The 22,644-nt window shown below is 63.5% G+C and carries 17 protein-coding genes; 15 read left to right on the top strand and 2 right to left on the bottom strand.

The window, feature by feature from the left end; translation table 11 throughout:
• Positions 1-75 precede the first annotated feature (75 nt).
• The 3 genes from FJ423_RS05340 (at position 76) to FJ423_RS05350 (ending at position 3,693) form a co-directional block, all read left to right on the top strand.
• The gene (locus tag FJ423_RS05340; protein ID WP_140839848.1) at positions 76-1,227 is read left to right on the top strand and encodes a gamma-butyrobetaine dioxygenase; all 1,152 of its coding nucleotides are present in this window, start codon (positions 76-78) and stop codon (positions 1,225-1,227) included.
• Complete coding sequence (locus FJ423_RS05345; protein WP_140839850.1) at positions 1,224-1,814, top strand: HD domain-containing protein; 591 nt, start codon at positions 1,224-1,226, stop codon at positions 1,812-1,814. Before FJ423_RS05340 ends, FJ423_RS05345 begins: the two co-directional genes overlap by 4 nt.
• Before the next feature lie 718 nt (positions 1,815-2,532).
• Positions 2,533-3,693 (top strand): PcfJ domain-containing protein, encoded by a 1,161-nt coding sequence (locus FJ423_RS05350; protein WP_140839852.1) that lies wholly within the window; start codon positions 2,533-2,535, stop codon positions 3,691-3,693.
• Between the two features lie 52 nt (positions 3,694-3,745).
• On the opposite strand, the gene FJ423_RS05355 is transcribed toward FJ423_RS05350, so the two are convergent.
• Positions 3,746-5,554, bottom strand: a complete 1,809-nt coding sequence (locus FJ423_RS05355) for an NAD(P)/FAD-dependent oxidoreductase (RefSeq protein ID WP_140839854.1) — start codon at positions 5,552-5,554, stop codon at positions 3,746-3,748.
• A gap of 583 nt (positions 5,555-6,137) precedes the next feature.
• On the opposite strand from FJ423_RS05355, the gene FJ423_RS05360 reads away from it, so the two are divergent.
• From FJ423_RS05360 to FJ423_RS05400, 9 genes are all read left to right on the top strand, one after another.
• Positions 6,138-7,919: an acetolactate synthase 3 large subunit gene (locus FJ423_RS05360; RefSeq protein ID WP_140839856.1), complete on the top strand. Its 1,782-nt coding sequence runs from the start codon at positions 6,138-6,140 to the stop codon at positions 7,917-7,919.
• 142 nt (positions 7,920-8,061) lie between these two features.
• Entirely contained in the window at positions 8,062-8,637 is a 576-nt protein-coding gene (gene ilvN, locus FJ423_RS05365; protein ID WP_027169049.1) for an acetolactate synthase small subunit, read from the top strand.
• Positions 8,638-8,740: 103 nt separating this feature from the next.
• Entirely contained in the window at positions 8,741-9,337 is a 597-nt protein-coding gene (locus FJ423_RS05370) for a LysE family translocator (RefSeq protein ID WP_095764789.1), read from the top strand.
• A 354-nt stretch (positions 9,338-9,691) separates the two neighbouring features.
• Complete coding sequence (locus FJ423_RS05375) at positions 9,692-10,996, top strand: efflux RND transporter periplasmic adaptor subunit (protein ID WP_140839858.1); 1,305 nt, start codon at positions 9,692-9,694, stop codon at positions 10,994-10,996.
• Positions 10,993-14,145, top strand: a complete 3,153-nt coding sequence (locus tag FJ423_RS05380; RefSeq protein ID WP_140839860.1) for an efflux RND transporter permease subunit — start codon at positions 10,993-10,995, stop codon at positions 14,143-14,145. The genes FJ423_RS05375 and FJ423_RS05380 overlap by 4 nt, the downstream gene beginning before the upstream one ends.
• A 64-nt stretch (positions 14,146-14,209) precedes the next feature.
• A complete protein-coding gene (gene nthA / locus FJ423_RS05385) occupies positions 14,210-14,827 on the top strand; it encodes a nitrile hydratase subunit alpha (protein ID WP_140839862.1) in 618 nt (205 codons plus the stop codon).
• The gene (nthB, locus tag FJ423_RS05390; RefSeq protein ID WP_140839864.1) at positions 14,824-15,483 is read left to right on the top strand and encodes a nitrile hydratase subunit beta; all 660 of its coding nucleotides are present in this window, start codon (positions 14,824-14,826) and stop codon (positions 15,481-15,483) included. Before nthA ends, nthB begins: the two co-directional genes overlap by 4 nt.
• A complete protein-coding gene (locus FJ423_RS05395; protein ID WP_140839866.1) occupies positions 15,470-15,820 on the top strand; it encodes a nitrile hydratase accessory protein in 351 nt (116 codons plus the stop codon). The genes nthB and FJ423_RS05395 overlap by 14 nt, the downstream gene beginning before the upstream one ends.
• A 131-nt stretch (positions 15,821-15,951) precedes the next feature.
• Positions 15,952-17,079 carry an ATP-dependent RecD-like DNA helicase gene (locus FJ423_RS05400; RefSeq protein WP_140839868.1) on the top strand — a complete coding sequence of 376 codons (1,128 nt, stop codon included), beginning with the start codon at positions 15,952-15,954 and terminating at the stop codon, positions 17,077-17,079.
• 230 nt (positions 17,080-17,309) lie between these two features.
• Here the strand turns inward: FJ423_RS05400 and FJ423_RS05405 are convergent, their stop codons facing one another.
• Positions 17,310-17,708, bottom strand: coding sequence for an STAS/SEC14 domain-containing protein (locus tag FJ423_RS05405; RefSeq protein WP_140839870.1), 399 nt, complete (start codon positions 17,706-17,708; stop codon positions 17,310-17,312).
• A 108-nt stretch (positions 17,709-17,816) separates the two neighbouring features.
• On the opposite strand from FJ423_RS05405, the gene FJ423_RS05410 reads away from it, so the two are divergent.
• The 3 genes from FJ423_RS05410 (at position 17,817) to FJ423_RS05420 (ending at position 22,621) form a co-directional block, all read left to right on the top strand.
• Positions 17,817-18,557 carry a pyridoxine 5'-phosphate synthase gene (locus FJ423_RS05410; RefSeq protein ID WP_095764797.1) on the top strand — a complete coding sequence of 247 codons (741 nt, stop codon included), beginning with the start codon at positions 17,817-17,819 and terminating at the stop codon, positions 18,555-18,557.
• A gap of 86 nt (positions 18,558-18,643) precedes the next feature.
• Complete coding sequence (locus tag FJ423_RS05415) at positions 18,644-20,557, top strand: potassium transporter Kup (protein WP_140839872.1); 1,914 nt, start codon at positions 18,644-18,646, stop codon at positions 20,555-20,557.
• Positions 20,558-20,704: 147 nt separating this feature from the next.
• Complete coding sequence (locus FJ423_RS05420; RefSeq protein ID WP_140839874.1) at positions 20,705-22,621, top strand: potassium transporter Kup; 1,917 nt, start codon at positions 20,705-20,707, stop codon at positions 22,619-22,621.
• Positions 22,622-22,644 lie beyond the last annotated feature (23 nt).

Here is a 22,644-nt window from a genome sequence, read left to right on the forward strand (position 1 = left end):
TTGAATTATGCCTTTGATGAAGCCACCATGCAATCCGCACCCGCAGCCGCGGATATAGGATGGGAGCTATTGGGCATGTTGATGACAGTGACGCTGGGCGACGAGGGACGAACCATCGAGCTTGGCTGGAAGGACGGAGCGCGCAGCCGCTTCCATGCCATATGGCTGCGCGACAACGCGCTGGACGACAAGACGCGCAGCGCCGGCAACGGCCAGCGGCTGATCACCATCCTCGACATTCCGGCCGAGACGCGGATCGGCGCGGCTACGATCAAGGGCGAGTTGCTCGAAGTCACATTCGCTCCTGAAGGCAAGACCGTCGGCTTTCCCGCCGGCTGGCTGCGCAGTCATGCCTATGATCGCCAGCAGGCGCGCGAACCCGGCTGGACGGGAGGCGACATAGAGCGCTGGACGAAAGCCACGATGCAGAATTCCGTGCCGCGCGCGACCTATGCGGAGGCCAGCCGCGACAGCGATGTGCTGCGGCATTGGCTGGCCGCGGTCCGCAGCTTCGGCTTTGCCGTGATGGATGGCCTGCCTGCCGAATCCGGCGCGCTGTGCAAGGTGGCGGACCTGTTCGGCTATATCAGGGAGACCAATTACGGGCGCTGGTTCGAGGTGCGGGCCGAGGTCAATCCGAACAATCTGGCCTACACCAATCTCGGCCTGCAGGCGCATACCGACAATCCCTATCGCGATCCGGTGCCGACGCTGCAGATCCTCGCCTGCATCGAGAACACGGTCGAAGGCGGCGAGTCCAGCGTCATCGACGGGTTCGCGGTGGCTGCCGCACTTCAGTCGGAAAACCCGGACGGCTTCCGGCTGCTCTCTTCCTATCCGGCGCGTTTCGAATATGCCGGCTCGTCGGGCGTGCGGCTCCAGTCCAAGCGGCCGATGATCGAGCTCGGGCCCGATGGGGAGCTCATCTGCATCCGCTTCAACAACCGCTCGCTGGCGCCGGCGGTCGACGTGCCCTTCGCCGCGATGGAGAAATACTATGCGGCCTACCGCCGGTTTGCCGAGCTGATCGAGGATCCTGCTTTCGAGGTGACGTTCAAGCTCGAGGCGGGACAATCCTTCATCGTCGACAACACCCGCGTCATGCATGCGCGCAAGGCGTTTTCCGGCAGCGGCAAGCGCTGGCTGCAGGGCTGCTACGCCGACAAGGACGGCCTGCTGTCGACGCTTGCGGCGATCGAGCATGGTTGCAAGGAGGCGGCAGAATGAAGCCCAACGAATTGAACGCAGGCAACATCGTCGAATTCATCGCCGATATTTTCGAGCGCCGCGGCGCCGAATCCTATCTCGGCGAGCCGGTCACCATGTCGGAGCATATGCTGCAGGGCGCGTGGCTGGCCGAGCAGGACGGCGCGCCGGAGGAGCTTGTAGCGGCGGCGCTGCTGCACGACATCGGCCACTACACCAGCGAGTTCGGCACCTATTCGCCCGACGACGTCGAGGACAAGCACCATGACGAGGCGGGCGGTGAGGTGCTGGCGCCCTTCTTCCCGCCGGTCATCGTCGAATGCGTCAGGCTGCATGTCTCGGCCAAGCGCTATCTCTGCGCCACCGATCCGACCTATTTCGGCAAGCTGTCGCCAGCTTCGGTGCATACGCTGTCGCTGCAGGGCGGGCCGATGAACGCGGAGGAGGTGGCTGAGTTCCGCAGCAATCCCTTCCACGACGAAGCGGTGCGCGTGCGCATCTGGGACGAAGGCGGCAAAATCGCCGACATGAAGACGCGGGCCTTTCGCGACTACGTGCCGTTGCTCGAGCGGGTGGTGAAGAAGTTCGCGGCTGAAAACGCGGCCTAGCCGAACATAACCGGGAAGGAGGCAGCCATGTGTTTTTGCTTCGATGGCGAAAGCGCGCTGGTTGCATACCTGCCGGACGGCTGCCGCGGCCTCCTGCCGGCCGCAAGTGCTCGCGCGCCGGATCCAATTGCTTCCAGGCCCAAGGGGCGGAATGGCCAGGCCTCATTGGAACCCGACGATGCCGAGCTTAGCGGGCTCCTTGCTGTCGTGGGCAAACGGAGGTATTAGCCGCGCCCTGCATGTGGCCAGTTCGTTTTCAACGGGCCGTGCCGGTACCGACAACGCTTTTTGATGGAGGCGACGATGAGATATTGTTCAGGCATTTCGCGCCTTCGCGGCGGACGGACCAGTTGAGCCGCTACCGCGGATATCAAACTTCCTGATGATGCGAGCGCCGTCCGCGACCTGCGGCGGGCAGTTATATTCTCTGCGCGGTTGATACGCGCGGAGCACAACGACGGCGAGCGAGCGCTTTCCGCGAACGCTGACGGCCGTCCGAAGAACTCAGATGCGCCTTTGCAACACTTAAGCAGGCTGTTGTAAACATTAAGAGAATGGCGCTTGCGTCATGTTTGTGTCGAGCCTAGAGAGCCCGCCATCTATAACCCGTCATTCCCGAGAGGAGACCTGTCAATGATCCCGCAATCCAGATCGTCACGATCCGTGCCGACGCTGGAAATGCGCGCGGCTGACAGGGTTCCAACAGGGAAGAACGGTCATGGCAAGGTCCATGCTCCAGCGCAGGCAAGACGCCGAGCGCGAACGTATCGAAGCTTATGATGCAAGGCTGCGGCAGGTTTTCGCCGCCACGCGTCCCGTTCCGGATTTCGAGCGGGCACTGGACGATGCACGCTCGGGCTTTGCCGGCGTGGCGATCCGCGACGGCGCGCTGTGGTGTCCGAAGCTGAAGACGCGCGACCGTGCGCGCCTGCGGCTGGCTGCGGCACGCTATCTCTATGCGCGTTATCCGGTTTCCGCCGCGCTAGAGAGTGTCTGGCTGGACAGCACGGGCCTGGACGCCGACGAGATTGCGCTCCGCAAGAGCTGGTATGTGACGGTCGCGCGTGGCGATTCGCTCTACAAGGCCGGCGCCAACGCATGGCTGTCGCGCAAGGAGGTGCATTGCTTCCTCAACGCGTCCGGCGACGTCGGCTTCGCCGAGGCATTCTGGCTGGCGATCGCCCGGTCCTACACGGATGACAAGGGGTTGGCGGCCCGGCTTGCGCGAACGAAGATCGCGCGCACGCCGCGCCGCGAACTGGCCTTCTGGCGCGAGGTGGTGCGCTTCTTCTGCGGACATCCCGCTTCGAAGGAGGAGATCGACGATCTGTGCGATTACATCGGCGCCATGCATCAGCGTGATACGGCCTACAGCCTGAAGGGGCGCACGCTCCCATCGCTGCGCCGCCAGATGTTGGACTGGCATCGCGACATCGCCGCGATCGAGCGCATCGAGGCCATGCGCCGGCGCGCCGCTGGACGTCCCCAACGAGGCGCTGGAACGCAGGCCGAGCGCGGTGCCTGGGACGGGTCGCGCCTCGAGGACTGGGAATGGCAACCCTCGGCCAAGGAGGCGAAGGTGCGCGGCGAGCGCTTCTTCGTTCGGCAGTTGAAGACGGCTGAGGATCTGGTCGCCGAGAGCCGCGCGATGCATCACTGCGTGTCGACATACGCGGCCAAATGCATCGCTGGAAACGCCTCGATCTGGGTGCTGCGGCGTACGGCCCTAGGCAAGATCGAGCGACTCCTGACGATTGAGGTCGATCCGCAGAACCGCGCGGTCCAGGTGCGCGGTTTCGGCAACCGCCTGGCCTTGCCGGAGGAGCGCAAGATCATCGAGCGCTGGGCCAAGGCAAGAGGTGTGATGCTCAGGGCCTAAACTGAAGACCCGCGTGACGGAGACGCCGCGCGGGTCTTTTGCACAACAGCAACTATGCCTTGTGGTACACCTCCTGCAGCCCATAGACGGGCGTCGGCAGGCCGACCTGCCTGGCTTTGAGCTGCAGCGACAGATACTGCGAATAGTGGCGCGACTGGTGCAGGTTGCCGCCGTGGAACCAGAGCGCTTCCTGCTGCGTCGGCTTCCACATGTTGCGCTGCTCGCCCTCCCAGGGACCCGGATCCTTGGTGGTGGCGGAGCCGAGGCCCCAGACCTTGCCGACCTTGTCCGCCACCTCTTGCGAGATGAGGTCGGCGGCCCAGCCGTTCATCGAGCCGTAGCCGGTGGCATAGATGACGAGGTCGGCCGGCAATTCGGTGCCATCGACGAATTTGACGCCGGTTTCGGTGAGTTCCTGCACAGCGGCGCCCGGTCCGCTCTTCAGTTTGATCGAGCCGTCGATGACGAGGTCGCAGGCGCCGACATCGATATAGTAGCCGGAGCCGCGGCGCAGATATTTCATGAACAGGCCCGAGCCGTCGTCGCCCCAGTCGAGCATGAAGCCGGCCCTTTCCAGGTCGTCGTAGAATTTCGCGTCGCGTTCCTTCATCTGCCGGTAAAGTGGGATCTGGAACTCGTGCAGGATGCGGTAGGGCAACGAAGCGAAGATCATGTCGGCCTTGCCCGTCGTCATGCCGCTCTCCACCGCCTGCTCGGAGTAGAGCGCGCCAAGCCCGATATCCATCAGCGTGTCCGACTTGACGATGTGGGTCGACGAGCGCTGCACCATGGTCACGTCGGCGCCGCCTTCCCACAGCGCCGCGCAGATGTCGTGGGCCGAGTTGTTGGAGCCGATGACCACCACCTTCTTGCCGCGGTATTTGTCCGGTCCGGGATGGGTCGAGGAGTGCTGTTGCTCGCCGTTGAAGATGTCCTGGCCTTTGTATTTCGGCCAGTTCGCCTTGCCCGACATGCCGGTCGCCAGCACCAGTTGCTTCGGCTTGAGCACGATCTCCTTGCCGCCGCGCTCGACGACGATCGTCCATTCCTTGGCCTTCTCGTCGTATTTGGCGGATTTGGCGGTGGTGGAAGACCAATAGTTCAGCTCCATCACCTTGGTGTACATTTCCAGCCAGTCGCCGATCTTGTCCTTGGGCGCGAAGACCGGCCAGTTCTTCGGGAAGTCGATATAGGGCAGGTGATCGTACCAGACCGGGTCGTGCAGGCAGAGCGACTTGTAGCGCTTGCGCCAGGAGTCGCCCGGACGCTCGTTCTTCTCGACGATGATGGTGGGCACGCCGAGCTGTTTCAGCCGGGCGCCGAGCGCGATACCGCCCTGGCCGCCGCCGATGATCACGACATAGGGTTGCTGGGTGTGGCCGAGCTCGGCGATCTCGTCGTCGCGCTCCTCACGCCACGTCTTGCGGCCCTTGCCGTGGCCGTGCTTGGCGCCGAGAGGACGCGTGAAGCCGGCCTTCTCCTCATGGCCTTTCAGCTCCGCCATGGTGGTGAGCAGGGTCCAGATCAGGTCGCCCTTGAACCGCACGAGGCCAAAGCCGCGCGCCACGCTCGTCTCGAAGGTGATCCAGGCAGTGGTGACGCCGCTGTCCTCGCTCGCTTCCTCGCCCTTGGCCACCGCCCATCCGGTCGGCTTGGTGCTGGCCAGCGTCGCCTGCAGCATGTCGCGGATCTGGTCCTGGCCCTCCATCGTCTTCAGGTTCCAAGTGAAGGTGACGAGGTCGCGCCAGTAGCAATCGGCCTGGAAGCAGTTGACGGCGCTGTCGATGTCGCCGGCTTCCAGCGCCTTGCCGAACTTGTCGAGCAGCGCTTGCGCCTTGGTGGTGGGTGTTCTCTCGAGCATTTGTTCTCCTCCACTTTGCTAGAGTCCGACATGAGCAGTAAGCAGCCTGCCAACCGCGATGCTCATGAGCGATTGCAATGAAATCAATCTGTTAGGACGATATGGGCTTCGATCGGCCGTGCCGGGTCGAGTCGATGGGTATCGATGCAGCGCAGCCAGGATTGAACTGTGACATCGTCGCGAGACGATCGCACGCCGGACAGACCTGCTCGATCTCGCGTATGTGCTCGCCAGCCATGCGTCCTCCTCGCACGTCTTTTGCCAGCATATAGTGGTGCGTCGGAGAGCGACGCTCAACTGTACTATGGTAGCTGTGCGGTGGTAGCGCGCAGGCGCCGTCTCTCACAGACGAGTGAATTCGCGCTGGACCCCATTGACGAGCCCGCGTTTTGGCCCTTATTGTCCGCGCCCATGAAAACGGCTCTCATTCTCGTAGGCTGGCGCGTGGGCAAGGCGGTGTAACCGCCGGGCGAAAACCTCCCATGCGCATCACACAGGCTCCCTCGGGGGCCTTTTTTATTGCCTTGAACACGACTAAACGACCAGCAAATCGCCAGGCGGCGAACATTACGGGACCAGACCGATGAGCAACGGACAGAACGAGCGGCGCGAAATGACGGGCGCCGAAATGGTGGTGCAGGCGCTGAAGGACAACGGCGTCAAGCATGTCTTCGGCTATCCGGGCGGCGCCGTGCTTCCAATTTATGACGAGATTTTCCAGCAGGACGAGGTCGAGCACATTCTGGTGCGGCACGAGCAGGGCGCCGGCCACGCGGCCGAAGGCTATGCCCGCTCGACCGGCAAGGCCGGCGTGCTTTTGGTGACGTCCGGTCCGGGCGCCACCAATGCGGTGACGCCGCTGCAGGACGCGCTGATGGATTCGATCCCGCTGGTCTGCCTCACCGGCCAGGTGCCGACCTCGCTGATCGGCTCCGACGCCTTCCAGGAATGCGACACGGTGGGCATCACGCGGCCCTGCACCAAGCACAACTGGCTGGTGAAGGACGTCAACCAGCTCGCCGCCACTATCCATGAGGCCTTCCATGTCGCGACGACGGGGCGTCCCGGCCCGGTCGTGGTCGATATCCCGAAGGACGTGCAGTTCGCCAAGGGCATCTACGTGCCGCCGCAGACGGCGCCGCGCACCAGCTACCAGCCGAAGGTCCAGGGCGATCTGGAGAAGGTGAAGGCCGCGGTCGAGCTGATGGCGGGCGCGAAGAGACCGATCATCTATTCGGGCGGCGGCGTCATCAATTCTGGCCCCGAAGCCAGCCATCTGCTGCGCGAGCTGGTCGACCTCACCGGTTTCCCGATCACCTCGACGCTGATGGGGCTGGGCGCCTATCCGGCCTCCGGCAAGAACTGGGTCGGGATGCTCGGCATGCACGGCACCTACGAAGCCAATATGGCCATGCATGATTGCGACGTGATGGTCTGCATCGGCGCGCGCTTCGACGACCGCATCACCGGCCGGCTGAGTGCGTTCTCGCCGAACTCGAAGAAGATCCACATCGACATCGATCCATCCTCGATCAACAAGAACGTCCATGCCGATGTCGGGATCCTCGGCGATGTCGGCCGCGTGCTGGAGGATCTGGTGCGGCTATGGCGAGCGACCGCCAAGGTCGACAAGAAGGCGCTTTATCCGTGGTGGGAGCAGATCGCGAAATGGCGGGCGCGGGATTCGCTCGCCTACAAGATGAACAACGACGTCATCATGCCGCAATACGCGATCCAGCGGCTCTACGAACTGACCAAAGATAAGGACACCTACATCACCACCGAGGTCGGCCAGCACCAGATGTGGGCGGCGCAGCACTATCATTTCGACAAGCCGAATCGCTGGATGACGTCGGGCGGCCTGGGCACGATGGGCTACGGCCTGCCGGCGGCGCTCGGCGTGCAGATCGCGCATCCCGATGCGCTGGTCATCGACATTGCCGGCGACGCTTCGGTGCAGATGACCATGCAGGAGATGAGCTCGGCGGTGCAGTATGAAGCGCCGATCAAGATCTTCATCCTCAACAACCAGTATATGGGCATGGTGCGCCAATGGCAGCAGCTGCTGCACGGCAACCGGCTGTCGCATTCCTACACCGAAGCGATGCCCGACTTCGTCAAGCTGGCGGAAGCCTATGGCGGCCACGGCATTCGCTGCGACAAGCCGGACGAGCTCGACGACGCGATCCGCGAGATGATCACGGTGAAGAAGCCGGTGCTGTTCGACTGCCGCGTGGCGACCTTGGCCAACTGCTTCCCGATGATCCCGTCGGGCAAGGCGCATAACGAGATGCTGCTGCCCGACGAGGCGACCGACGAGGCGGTGGCCAACGCCATCGACGCCAAGGGCAGGGAACTGGTTTAGAGCATGATGCCGAAAAGTGAGAAGCGGTTTTCGGGCAACATCATGCTCCATCCATAACACCAGCCATCAAGGCGGGGCTGTCGCGAGAAAGCCGTGCGCACACAGAGAATTAGCTCAAAAGTTTGAAATCGAGATTCACCTTATGAACGCACAGCACCTTCAACCGACCGGCTCCGCCTATTTCATCGCCAAGGAAACCGAAAAGCCGGAAACGCACACGCTTTCAGTGCTGGTCGACAACGAGCCGGGCGTGCTTGCCCGCGTCATCGGCCTGTTTTCCGGTCGTGGCTACAACATCGAAAGCCTTACCGTTTCCGAGACCGAGCATGAGAAACATCTGTCGCGCATCACCATCGTGACGCGCGGCACGCCGCATGTGATGGAGCAGATCAAGCATCAGCTCGAGCGCATCGTGCCGGTGCACCGGGTGGTGGACCTGACCGTGCGCTCGCATGAGCTTGGGCAGGAGCGGCCGCTGGAGCGGGAGCTGGCGCTGGTCAAGGTCGCCGGCACCGGCGACGCCCGGGTCGAGGCGCTGAGGCTCGCGGATGCTTTCCGCGCCTCGGTCATCGACGCCAACACCGAGCATTTCATCTTCGAGATCACCGGCAAGGGGTCCAAGCTCGACCAGTTCATCGCCATCATGAAGCCGCTCGGCCTGGTCGAGATCTGCCGCACCGGCGTCGCCGCGATGAATCGCGGTCCGCAGGGGATGTGAACAGGACGATCGTCCTGTTTCAAGCTTGGCCCGGCGGTCGCCTATTTCTGGCTTTTGCGCATTGCTAAAAGGACAGTAAGGCTGACATATCCGGGAGGATAACATGTCGCTCGACACATTCCTTGCCCTGTTGGTCTATGCCTTCGTGACTTCGATCACGCCGGGGCCGAACAACCTCATGCTGCTGGCTTCCGGCGTCAATTTCGGCATCGCCAGGACGGTTCCGCATATGCTGGGCATCAGCATCGGCTTCCTGGTCCTGTTGCTGGCCGTCGGCTTCGGGCTCGGCGCGGTGCTGACGGCGGTGCCGGCGCTGCATACGGCGCTGAAGATCGCCGGCGCCGCCTACCTGCTCTACCTCGCCTGGAAGATCGCCATGTCGCGCTCGATAAGCGACGGAAAGGGGGCGCAGGGGCGGCCGATGCGCTTCATCGACGCCGCCGCATTCCAGTGGGTCAACCCCAAGGCATGGGTGATGGCGATCACCGCGATGGCCGTCTACACCAATGCCGATCACCCGTTCGTCTCGGTGGCGCTCATCTCGATCGCCTTCACCATCGTCAACCTGCCCAGCGTTTCGGTATGGGCCGGCTTCGGCACGGCGCTGCGCGGCTTCCTGTCGGATCCGGTGCGGCTGAAATGGTTCAACATCGCCATGGGCGTGCTATTGGCGGCGACGCTATGGCCGATGCTCCGTTAGATATGCCGATATTCAGGTGAGGCCGGCCTTCAAACGCTGGCTTGCGCTTCCGGTGCTCACGTAGGAAAAGTACGCTCCGCTCCGGTTCTCGAAAACCATCCTTTTCGACCCGGCCTGACCTGGATCTCAACACATCTGACAGTTTTCGGACTAGTCGCAGAGGCGTTCGTTGGGTTCGTTTGCCGGCTGCCTAGCTATTGTGCAGTGCACATTAAATCTTCGTAATGCCCCGTTTTGGCCCTTTTCGGCCAAAGCCTTGTCCTATCTACTCCACGAAAATCGCGGCACGAGGTCGTGAAGCGAGCTAGAATGGACCACCGGGATCGGCGTGTCGGGTAGAAGGCTTATTTGTCGATGCGCGGAAAAATCGCCTTTGCAGTTGTTGCGGTCGCCTGTCTGGCGGGCGCCGGGCTCTATCTTTCGCCCACGACGTTGGCCGAGGTGGAGCAGCTGATTTCGGGCAAGCAGGCCAGCGTGGCCGCCACGGACAAGACGGCGAGCGGCGATAAAGCGGCTGGGGCCCCGGACAATGCGAAAAGCGACAATGCGAAAAGCAGTGGCCCGCGTTCGGCCTCGATCGTCTCCGCCACCGCGACGACCGCCGATTTTCCGATACGCCGCTATGCCATCGGCTTCGTCTCGTCACCGGAGGTGGTCAATATCAATGCCCGTGTTTCCAGCCAGATCGTGTCGATCGCGGTCAAGGACGGGCAGATGGTCAAGGCCGGTGATCTGCTCATTTCGCTCGATGACCGCGCACTGAAGGCGCAGCTCGCCAAGGATCAGGCGCAGCTCGCCAAGGACCAGGCGATGCTGGTGAGCGCCCAGGCCGATCTGCAGCGTGCGAAGGACCTCGTCGCCAAGCAGGCCGGCACGCAGCAGACCTACGATCAGGCGCTGGCGGCCCAGAAGGCCGCGGCCGCCACCATCGACGCCGACAAGGCGACCATTGATGCCGACACCGTGCAATTGAGCTATGCAACGATTACGGCGCCGATCTCGGGCCGGCTCGGCGCGGTCAACGTGTCGGTCGGCGATCTCGTCACCACCAGCAACGGCAACTCGAGCAGCTCGACGCCGCTGGTCACCATCACGCAGATGGATCCGCTGCAGGTGAACTTCACGCTGCCCGAGAGCAACCTTGCCCTGTTGCACAAGGCGCTCTCCGACCCACAGCAAGGCGACGTGACGCTGACCAAGACCGGCGATCCCACGCCGATCGGCAAGGGCACACTCGATTTCGTCGATTCCAGCGTCGATACGGCCTCCGGCACCATCGCCACGCGGGCGAGCATACCGAATCCGGATCTTTCGCTGTGGCCTGGGCAATATGTGAACGTGGTGCTCGAGGCCGGCATGATGCCGCAGATGACCTCGGTTCCGACGGTCGCGGTGCAGCCCAGCCAGAAGGGGCCGTTCGTCTATGTCGTCAAGCCGGACAACACCGTCGAGATGCGGCCGGTGCAGGTGGCGCTGACGGAAGGCCAAAACAGCGCCATCAGCGACGGGCTCAAGAGCGGCGAGAAGGTCGTCGTCGAAGGCCAGACACGGTTGAAACACGGCGCGGCGGTGCATGAAGGCAAAGCGGCGGCCGGATCCGGGGATCAGGCATCGCCCAAAGTCGCGGAAGCCGACAAGGCCGGCGGGGCGAGCCAATGATCTCCGAATTCTGCATCCGCAAGCCTGTCGCTACGCTTCTGATGTCGTTCGCCCTTATTCTGGGCGGTATTTTTGCCTACAAGTTCCTGCCGGTGGCGGCGCTGCCCAGCGCCGAATTTCCGGTGGTCAACGTTTCGGCCAGCCTGCCCGGCGCCTCGCCGGAGACGATGGCGACATCGGTGGCGACGCCGCTGATCAAGCAGTTCGCGACGATCGCTGGCATCGATTCGATCTCGACCACCAATTCGCTCGGCCAGACCTCGATCGCCATCCAGTTCGTGCTCAACCGCGACATCGATGCCGCCGCCGCGGACGTGCAGGCGGCGATCGCGCGAACGCAAAGATCGCTGCCGCCGGAAATGACCTCGCCGCCAAGCTATCGCAAGGTCAATCCGGCCGACGCGCCGATCCTCCTGATGTCGCTGGTCAGCGACACGGTCCCGCTGACCGACCTCGACGCCTTCGCGGAAAACGTCATGTCACCGTCGCTGTCGACCATCGACGGCGTGGCCCAGGTCTCGATCTTCGGCCAGCAGAAATACGCCGTGCGCATCCAGATCGATCCGACCGCGCTGGCCGCGCGCGGCATCTCCATCGATCAGCTGCAGGCCGCCATCACCTCGGCCAACAGCAACACCCCGCTCGGCGTGCTGCAGAACAACAAGCAGCAGCTGACGATTACCGCCAACACGCAGCTTACCGACGCCGCAGGCTTCTCCAACCTCATCATCGCCACCAAGAACGGCCGTCCGGTGCGGCTGGGCGACGTGACGCGCGTCGTCGATTCCGTGCAGACCACGACGACGGCGAGCTGGTATGACGGCACGCGCGCGATCATCATGGCCGTGCAGCGCCAGCCCGACGCCAACACCGTCGACGTCGTCGACAAGGTCAAGGCGATGCTGCCGTCCTTCCAGGACCAGATGCCGGGCGCCGCCCAGATCAAGCTGCTCAATGACCGCTCGACATCGATCCGCCAGGCCGTCGACGACGTCCAGTTCACGCTGCTCTTGACCATTGTGCTTGTGGTGCTGGTGATCTTCGTATTCCTGCGCCGGGTGACGGCGACGATCATCCCGGCGGTGGCGGTGCCGATCTCGCTGATCGCCACGCTTGGCGCGATGTTCCTGTTCGGCTTCTCGATCGACAATATCTCACTGATGGGACTGACTTTGGCCGTCGGCCTTGTCGTCGACGACGCCATCGTCATGCTGGAAAACATCTTCCGCCATATGGAAGAGGACGGGCTGTCCGCCTTCGACGCCTCGTTGAAGGGAGCGCGCGAAATCGGCTTCACCATCATCTCGATCTCGATCTCGCTTGTGGCGGTGTTCATTCCCGTGCTTCTGATGGGCGGCGTCATCGGCCGCATCTTCAACGAATTCGCCGTCGTGGTGACCGTCGCCATCCTGGCCTCGATGTTCGTGTCGCTAACGCTGACGCCGATGCTCTGCTCGCGCCTGTTGTCGGTGACCAAGGCCGATCGCGAAAAGCACGCCCCCGGTCATAAGCCGGACCTCATCACGCGCGGCTATGACCGGATCCTGAGCTTCTGCCTGCGAAACACTTTCCTGGTGTTCCTCGTCTTCATCGCGACCGCCGCTGCGTCGGTGTGGGTGATCCAGGTCTCGCCGAAGGGCTTCTTTCCGCAGGAGGATATCGGCCAGATATCAGTGACCACGATCGCGCGCCAGGACATCTCGTTCGACGCCATGGCGAAGCTGCAAGGGCAGGTGGCCAGCGTGTTTTCGAAGTCGCCCTATGTCGACCATGTGGCCTGGTCGGCGGGCAGCGGCAACAACGCGCTCAACCAGGGCCAGCTCTTCGTCCAGCTCAAGGGCAAGGATCAGCGGCCCAACATCGAGAAGGTGCTTTCGGATCTCAGACGTCAGCTGGCCGGCGTGGCGGGCATCGAGACCTATATGCAGCCCGTGCAGAACCTGCGGCTCGGCTCGCGGTCGTCGGCCAGCGCCTATCAGCTCGTGGTGCAGGGGCTCGACACCGGCCAGACCGACATCTGGGCGCAGAAGCTGAACGACGCGATGGCCGCGGACCATACGAAATTCACCGACGTCACCAGCGACCTGCAGAACAACGCATTGCAGGCCTCGCTGGTAATCGACCGCGACAAGGCCGCCCAACTCGGCATCGACACCGACACGCTGCGTTCCGCCCTCTATGGCGGCTTCGGCACCGACCAGGTTTCGACGATCTTCGGTTCGGCCGACAGCTATGAGGTCATCACCGAGCTTGATCCCAAGATCGAATGGTCGCCCGAGCGGATGCTCGCCATCCAGATGCGGACGGCGAGCGGCAGCCTGGTGCCTCTCGGCGCCTTCGCCCATGTCGACCGCACGGCCGGCGCGCTGACGATCAATCAGCTCGGTCAGCTTCCGGCGGTGACGATCTCCTATAACCTGCCGCAAGGCGTATCGCTCGGCGACACGGTGACCCGCATCGACCAGCTCAAAGAACAGATCGGCATGCCGAAGGAGATCTCGACGAGCTTTGCCGGCACGGCCAAGACCTTCCAGGATTCGCTTGCCAATCAGGGGCTGCTGATCGGCGGCGCGATCCTGACGATCTATATCGTGCTTGGCATGCTCTATGAGAGCTTCATCCACCCGCTCACCATCCTCACCGGCCTGCCGTCGGCGGTGCTGGGCGCCGTGGTGGCGCTGCGCTTCGCCGGCATGGATCTGTCGGTGATCGCGGTGATCGGCATTCTGATGCTGATCGGCATCGTCAAGAAGAACGGCATCATGATGGTCGACGTCGCGCTGGAGCTCAGGCGGCAGGGCATGTCGGCGAGGGACTCCATCCACAAAGCCTGCCTGATGCGCTTCCGGCCGATCATGATGACGACGCTTGCGGCGTTGATGGGCACGTTCCCGATCGCGCTCGGCACCGGCGCCAGCGCCGAATTGCGCCAGCCGCTCGGCGTTGCCGTGGTCGGCGGCCTGCTCGCCTCGCAGGCGCTGACTCTGTTCGTCACGCCGGTGATCTACGTCTATTTCGAGAATTTCTCGGGCTGGCTGCTCGGCTTGTCGTCGAAAAAGAGCCGGCCGGCGCTGCATGTGGTGGAAAGCGGCGAGCAAGCCTCGCTGTTCGACGGCGAACCCGAGCCGCAGAAGACGGCAGCCGAGTAGATCGCTCCGACTGGCCCAAGCCGTGGCGCTTGCGGCCGGCCGCAGCCGATCCTAGTCTGTGACCATGTCCCATGATCATGACCACGACAACGAGCTCGATCCGTTCGCGGCGCGCGTGCGCGCGCTGGAGACGATCCTGACCCAAAAGGGCCTGATCGACCCTGCGGCCATCGACGTCATGGTCGACACCTATGAAACGAAGATCGGCCCGCGCAACGGCGCGCGGGTGGTGGCGAAGGCCTGGAACGATCCTGACTATGCCGAATGGCTCAAGCGCGACGCGACCGCGGCAATCGCGTCGCTGGGCTACACCGGCCGGCAGGGCGAGCACATGCAGGCCGTGTTCAACACCGAGGAGACGCACAACCTCGTCGTTTGCACGCTCTGCTCCTGCTATCCGTGGTCGGTGCTCGGCCTGCCGCCGGTCTGGTACAAGGCGCCGCCTTACCGCTCTCGGGCGGTCATCGATCCGCGCGGCGTGCTGGAGGAGTTCGGATTGACACTGCCGGCGGAGAAGAAAATCCGCGTCTGGGATTCGACGGCAGAGCTTCGCTACCTGGTGGTGCCGATGCGTCCCAAGGGGACCGAGGGTTGGAGCGAAGAGCAGCTCGCCGGACTGGTCAGCCGCGATGCGATGATCGGCACCGCGCTTGCCAAAGAGCCGGAAGGGGAACCCGCATGAACGGACCGCAGGATCTCGGCGGTCAAATGGGTTTCGGGCCGGTCGCGCCCGAGAAGGACGAGCCCTATTTCCACGCGGCGTGGGAGCGGCGGGCGCTGGGCGTGACGCTCACCGCCGGCAGCATGGGCGCCTGGAATATCGACGAGAGCCGGCATGCGCGGGAATCGCTGCATCCCGCCGACTATTACTCATCGAGCTACTACCAGATCTGGATCAAGGCGCTGGAAACGCTCCTGAAACGCCACGGCTTCGTCACCGAGCGCGACCTTGCCGCCGGCAAGGCAGTCGATCCCGCCGCGACGCCGAAGAGAGTGCTGAAGGCGGCGGATGTGCCGGCGGTGCTCGGCAAGGGCGGGCCTTGCAACCGGCCGCTCGCTACCCCGGCGCGTTTCCGAGCGGGCGACCGGGTGCGCACAAAGAATTTCAACCCGACCGGCCATACGCGCCTGCCGCGTTATGCGCGCGGCAAGAACGGCAGGATTGAGGCGGTGCGCGACAGCTTCGTCTTCCCCGACAGCAATGCGCGCGGCAAGGGCGAGAACCCGCAATGGGTCTACACCGTGGTGTTCGACGGGGCCGAGATCTGGGGCGAGGGCGCCGATCCGACGCTCAGCGTCTCGATCGATGCCTGGGAGAGTTATCTTGAGCCGGCATGAAGGTGCGTTGCCGGCTGGTTTCGACGAGCCGGTCTTTGCCGAGCCGTGGCAGGCGGAAGCCTTCGCCCTGACCGTTGCGCTGCACGGCAACGGCCTGTTTTCGTGGAGCGAATGGGCGGAGGCCTTATCCGCCGAGGTGAAGAAGCCGGGCGCCGCAAGCGACGGGCACGATTACTACGAGCATTGGCTGGCGGCGCTGGAGAAGCTTTTGTCCAGGAAGGGTGTCGCCCGCAAGGGCGAGGTGGATGAACTGGCCGCCGCCTGGGAACGCGCCGCGCATGCGACGCCACACGGCAAGCCGATCCTGCTGGAGAATGATCCGGGCGCAGGCCGATAGATCGTTTTGTTCTCTTTACGTTCCGATTGGCGACTGGTAGCCTGAGTTGTCGAGGCTAGCGCCCGCAGCCGACCACGGTCGATACAGCGGCCAATCTTGTCTTTCGTCAGCGAATCCGGTCTGTCGCACTGATGGAATTTTCTCCCCAGCAGGATGAGGCTTTGAAAGCGGTCGGGCGTTGGCTCAAGGAGGGCCGGCCGCAGATCTTCCGGCTGTTCGGCTATGCCGGCACCGGCAAGACGACGCTGGCGCGCTATTTCGCCGAGCATGTCGACGGCCAGGTGCAGTTCGCCGCCTTCACCGGCAAGGCGGCGCAGGTGCTGCGCTCGAAGGGGGCGACCAACGCCCGCACCATCCATTCGCTGATCTATAGGCCGAAGGGCGAGGAATCGGTTGAGGACGAGGTGACCGGCAAGACCTCGATGTCGCCGACCTTCTCGCTCAACCGGCAAAGCCCGATTTCGCGCGCCAAGCTTGTCGTCATCGACGAATGCTCGATGGTCGACGAGCAGCTCGGTCGCGACCTGCAAAGTTTCGGCACGCCGATCCTGGTGCTCGGCGACCCGGCGCAGCTGCCGCCGATCTCGGGCGGCGGCTTCTTCACCGAGCATGAGCCGGACGTTCTGTTGACCGAGATCCATCGCCAGGCGCGCGACAATCCGATCATCCGGCTGGCGCTCGACGTGCGCGAGGGCCGCGAATTCATGCATGGCGACTACGGCACGGCGCAGGTGATCGGCAGGGAAGCAGTCAACCAGGAGCTGGTTCTCAAGGCCGATCAGGTGCTGGTCGGCACCAACCGCACGCGCCGGCGCTACAATCAAAGGCTGCGCGAGCTGAAGGGGTTCAACGCCGACTTCCCGCAAGCCGGCGACAAGCTGGTCTGCCTGCGCAACGACCCGGCCAAGGGGCTGCTCAACGGTTCGCTGTGGAAGGTGATGACGTCGTCGCGCGAGACGGTGAAGCCCGGCATCAACCTTTTGGTCTCGCCGGAAGAGGACGACCCCGACCGCGGCGTCGCCAAGATCAAGCTGCTCAAGGCGGCATTCGAGGATCCGGATGCCGAAATCCCCTGGCAGCAGAAGAAGCGCTTCGACGACTTCGATTACGGCTATGCGCTGACCGTGCACAAGGCGCAGGGCTCGCAGTGGAACGACGTGGTGCTGTTCGACGAGAGCTGGGCGTTCAAGGAAACCAGGCAGCGCTGGCTCTACACCGCCATCACCCGCGCCGCCGAGCGGCTGACGGTCGTGCGCTAGGGTTGTTGGGATTCAGGTGAGGCCGGCCTGCAAATGGCGGCTTCCTGCGCTTCCGGTGCTCACATACGTCAAGCACGCTCCGCTCCGGCCTTCGCCGGCCGAAGCTCTCATAAGCGTCTCCGCTCTATGAAGGCTACGGCCGGCGTAGGCCGGTTCCCGGAAACCATCCAGTTTGGTCGCTTCGCGCCCGTCTTCGACTCCGGCTCGGCCTGACCTGAATCTCAACAACCCTAGTCCGTTGGTCTTGCGCCAAGCCATTGCCAGGCGGCTTCCTCGTCGTCGACGCCAAAGCGCCTGAATTCGAAAGGCAGCGTCTTGGGGAAAAGGCCGGCGACGAGGGGGGCCCAACTCGGCTGGCCGATGGCCGCGCAGCGCACGACATGTTGCATCGCGTCGGCCACGCCCTGCTTGAGCGTGTCTTGCTTGATATTGGCCCAGTCGACGCTTTCCTCGTCGGTCAACCTGACCAGCACGTCGATCCTGGGATGCAGCGCGTAGGCGGCCTCCAGCAGGCCGAACAGGTTTTCCGCATCGGCCGGCGAGACATCGCCGACGACGTCGATGGCGAAAAGCGCATCGCGATTGGTCTCGATGCGGCGGATCGCCGGCACGGCTTCGAGGAAATTCACTGGCAAATCCTTATCTTAGCCTCCATCTATCCCCTGGAACACGCGAAACCCTCTATCTGTTCCCGTCAAAGGCGCTATAGATGCGCGCCGATCCACTGGACCCAGCTCATGCCCGCCAAGCTTTCGGTCAATCTCAACGCCGTCGCCATGCTGCGCAATCGTCGCGACCTGCCATGGCCGAGCGTGACCGGACTTGGCCGCATAGCGCTTGCCGCCGGCGCGCACGGGCTGACGGTGCATCCGCGCCCTGACGAGCGGCACACCAGGCATTCCGACCTGCCGGAGATCAGGGCGCTGATCGACGACGAGTTTCCGGGCGCGGAGTTCAACATCGAGGGCTATCCGACCGAGGATTTCCTGGCGCTTGTCGAAAAGAACCAGCCCGAGCAAGTGACGCTGGTGCCGGACGACCCGGCGCAGGCGACTTCTGACCATGGCTGGAACTTCGTCGCCCAGGCGGCGTTCCTCACTCCGATCGTCAAGCGGTTGAAGAAGGGCGGGTTTCGCGTGTCTTTGTTTTCCGACGCGGATCCGGACGCGGTCAGTGCGGCTCGCGACACCGGCGCCGACCGCATCGAGCTCTATACCGGGCCATATGGAGGTTACCATTCTGATTCCGCAAAGGCGGCGAAAGAACTGGAAAGGTTGGGAAAAACCGCTGATGCGGCGTTCGCGGCCGGGCTCGGTGTCAATGCCGGCCACGATCTGACCGTGAAGAACCTGCCGCCGCTGGCCAAACGCATTCCGGCATTAGCCGAAGTATCGATCGGACATGGGTTGACAGCGGATGCGCTGGAGTATGGCATGGCCGGCACGGTCGGGCGGTTCTTGAAGGCCTGCGGATGGTAGGGCGCCTTGCGTAACTCCGGCAGTTTCGGTGCGTCCCGCGCGTTGCGGCGACCTCGAAGCGTGGCGAATCTGATGAAATGGGGTTCATGGTGCTAGCCAACGCCAGCGAGACGGAATCCCTCGAACGCTCGGGCCATGCCGAAACCGAGCGGCAGCACAGCACCAAGGTTCTCATGCTTGGCGCGCTGGGCGTCGTCTACGGCGATATCGGCACGAGCCCGATCTACGCCTTCCGCGAGGCGCTGCATGCCTCGTCGAGCTCGGTCGCCCGCCATGACGTGCTCGGCGTGCTGTCGCTGATCGTCTGGGCGCTCACCATCATCGTCACGATAAAATATGTCGCCTTCGTGCTCAGAGCCGACAACAAGGGCGAAGGCGGCACGCTGTCGCTGATGTCGCTGGCGCGCAGCGCCTACCCCCCGGGCTCGCGTTTCATCCTGGTTATCGGCCTTTGCGGCGCGGCATTGTTCTTCGGCGATTCGATCATCACGCCGGCGATTTCGGTGCTTTCGGCGGTTGAGGGCCTGAAAGTCGTCACCCCGGCGCTCGATGCCTATGTGGTCCCGATCACGCTGGTCATCCTGGCCGTGCTTTTCGCCGTGCAACGCTTTGGCACCGGCAAGGTGGCGGCGGTGTTCGGACCGGTGACGGCGACATGGTTCGTGGCGATCGGAGCGGCTGGCGTCTATCATATCGTCGACGACCCGTCCGTCTTCCTGGCTATCAATCCATATTACGCGATCTACTATCTGGCCACCACGCCGACAGGCGCCTTCGTCACCGTGGGCGCCGTGTTCCTGGCAGTGACGGGCGCCGAGGCGCTCTATGTCGACCTCGGCCATTTCGGCCGCAAGCCGATCGTGATGGCCTGGTTCGCAATCGTCTTCCCTTGCCTGCTCCTGAATTATTTCGGGCAGGGCGCCTTCGTGCTTTCGCATGGCGGCAAGCCCACCAACCCGTTCTTCCAGATGCTGCCCGAATGGGCGCTGATGCCGATGGTGGGCCTGGCGACCGCGGCCACCGTCATCGCCAGCCAGGCCGTCATTTCCGGCGCCTTCTCGCTGACACGGCAGGCGGTGCAGCTCAACCTTCTGCCCCGTATCGAGGTGCAGCATACTTCCGAGATGCAGAGCGGCCAGATCTATATGCCGAGGGTCAACCTCCTGGTCGCGCTCGGCGTCATGCTTCTGGTCGTCGGTTTCGGCAGCTCGAGCGCGCTCGCCTCGGCCTATGGCATTTCGGTGACCGGCGAGATGCTGATGACGACGATCCTTTTGTTCGTCGTCATGCGCTGGCTCTGGAAATGGCAGGTTGCGGCCGCACTGGCGCTGGCATTGCTGTTCGGCGTCATCGATCTCGGCTTCTTCTCGGCCAACGTCGTCAAGATCGTCGAAGGGGGCTGGGTGTCGATCACCGTCGCCTGCATCATGGGCCTGATCATGTGGACCTGGATCCGCGGAACCCGCTACCTGTTCGACAAGACGCGCCGCAACGAGATCCCGCTCGATTTCCTGGCGGCGAACCTGTTGAAGAAGAAGCCGCAGCTCGTCTCCGGCACCGCCGTGTTCCTGACCAGCGATCCGCTGAGCGCCCCCACGGCTTTGATGCACAGCCTGAAGCACTACAAGGTGCTGCACGAAAAGAATGTCATCCTGTCGGTGGTGACGGCGCCGCAGCCGGTCGTGCCCGACAGCGAGCGCGTCAAGCTGGAGACGGTCAACGAGCTTTTCATGCGCGTGACGCTGACCTTCGGCTACATGGAGCAGCCGAACATTCCGCGTGCGCTGGCCATCTGCCGCAAGCAGGGCTGGAAGTTTGACATCATGACGACGTCCTTCTTCCTGTCGCGACGTTCGCTTAAGGCCTCACCCAATTCCGGCATGCCGGTCTGGCAGGATCGCCTGTTCATTGGCCTCGCGCGGACGGCTGCGGATGCGACGGAGTATTTCCAGATTCCCACCGGACGCGTGGTCGAGATCGGCACGCAGGTCGCTATCTGACGAGGCCGTTTCTGTCGGATGACGATGCAGGCGCGCCCCGTGCACAGTGAAGCCGTGCGTCGGCGGCATGGGAGCCCTCACGCTAGGGCACTTGATATTGCACTGCAGCAAGCGTAGAGCACCGCGCGTTTTATCGGAGTGTGGTCCATGGCCCTTGCCAATGGTGCTGAGGCAGAACCCGTCGACCAATCGAGCCATCCAGAGATCGAACAGCACAGCGCCAAGGTGTTGATGCTGGGGGCGCTCGGCGTCGTCTATGGCGATATCGGCACGAGCCCGATCTACGCCTTCCGCGAGGCGCTGCACGCCTCGTCGGGCGGCGACGTGGCCAACCGCGCCGACATTCTCGGCGTGCTGTCGCTGATTATCTGGTCGCTCACCATCACGGTGACGGTGAAATACATCATGTTCGTGCTGCGCGCCGACAACCGCGGCGAGGGCGGCGTGCTGTCGCTGATGGCGCTGGCGCGCGGTACTTTTCCGACACGCTCGGCGATCGTGCTCGGCATCGGCATCGTCGGCGCGTCGCTGTTCTTCGGCGATGCCGTCATCACGCCCGCCATCTCGGTGCTGTCAGCGGTCGAGGGCATGAACGTCGTCACCCCCGCCTTCCAGCCCTATGTGGTGCCGCTGACATTGCTCATTCTCGCAGCCGTGTTTGCGGTGCAGCGTTTCGGCACGGGCGGTGTGGGCCTGGTGTTCGGGCCGGTCACCGCCATATGGTTCCTTGCCATCGGCGTTTCCGGGCTGAAGCACATCATCTCGGACCCGGAAATCCTGTGGGCCATAAGCCCGCACTACATCGTGGCCTTCTTCATCAATTCGCCCGACGTGTCCTTCGTCACGGTCGGCGCCGTCTTCCTGGCCGTCACCGGCGCCGAGGCGCTCTATGCCGACCTCGGCCATTTCGGCCGCAAGCCGATCGTGCTGGCCTGGCTTGCGATCGTGTTTCCCTGCCTGCTTTTGAACTATGCCGGGCAGGGGGCCTATGTGCTTGCCAAGGGGGGCACGGTCGGCCACCCGTTTTTCGAGATGAATGAGGGCTGGGCGCTGATCCCCATGGTGGTCCTTGCGACCGCAGCGACCGTGATTGCCAGCCAGGCCGTCATCTCCGGCGCCTATTCGCTGACCAGACAGGCGGTGCAGCTCAACATGCTGCCGCGACTCGAAATCCTGCATACGTCGGAGAAGCAGTCCGGCCAGGTTTATATGCCGCGCGTCAACATGCTCCTGGCGCTGGTGGTGATGCTGTTGGTGGTTGGCTTCGGCGAATCCAGCAGGCTCGCCTCGGCCTATGGCATTTCCGTCACAGGCAACATGCTGGTGACGACGACGCTGCTGTTCATCGTCATGACACGCATCTGGAAGTGGAATATCTGGCCGGCGATCGGCCTGACGGCGGTGTTCGCCCTGATCGACATAGGCTTCTTCGCCTCCAACATCGTCAAGGTGTTCGAGGGGGGCTGGGCCTCTCTCGCGGTCGCCTTCGCCATCATCCTCGGCATGTGGACCTGGGTGCGCGGCAGCCGCTACCTCTTCGACAAGACGCGCCGCAACGAGATCCCGCTCGATTTCCTGGCGGGAAACCTGTTGAAGAAGAAGCCGCAGTTGGTCTCGGGCACCGCCGTGTTCCTGACCAGCGATCCGCTGAGCGCCCCCACGGCGCTGATGCACAGCCTGAAGCACTACAAGGTGCTGCACGAAAAGAACGTCATCCTGTCGGTGGTGACGGCGCCGCAGCCCGTCGTGCCGGACAGCGAACGCGTGAAGCTGGAGACGGTCAACGAGCTTTTCATGCGCGTGACGCTGACCTTCGGCTACATGGAGCAGCCGAACATTCCGCGCGCCTTGGCCATCTGCCGCAAGCAGGGCTGGAAGTTCGACATCATGACGACGTCGTTCTTCCTGTCGCGCCGTTCGCTGAAAGCCTCGCCGAATTCCGGCATGCCGATCTGGCAGGACCGGCTGTTCATCGGCCTGGCGAAGACGGCGTCGGACGCGACCGAGTATTTCCAGATTCCCACCGGACGCGTGGTGGAGATTGGCACGCAGGTCGCGATCTGAGAGGCTGCGCCGTGCCGGTCGCG

Source organism: Mesorhizobium sp. B2-8-9 (assembly GCF_006439475.1).
GTDB lineage: Bacteria > Pseudomonadota > Alphaproteobacteria > Rhizobiales > Rhizobiaceae > Mesorhizobium.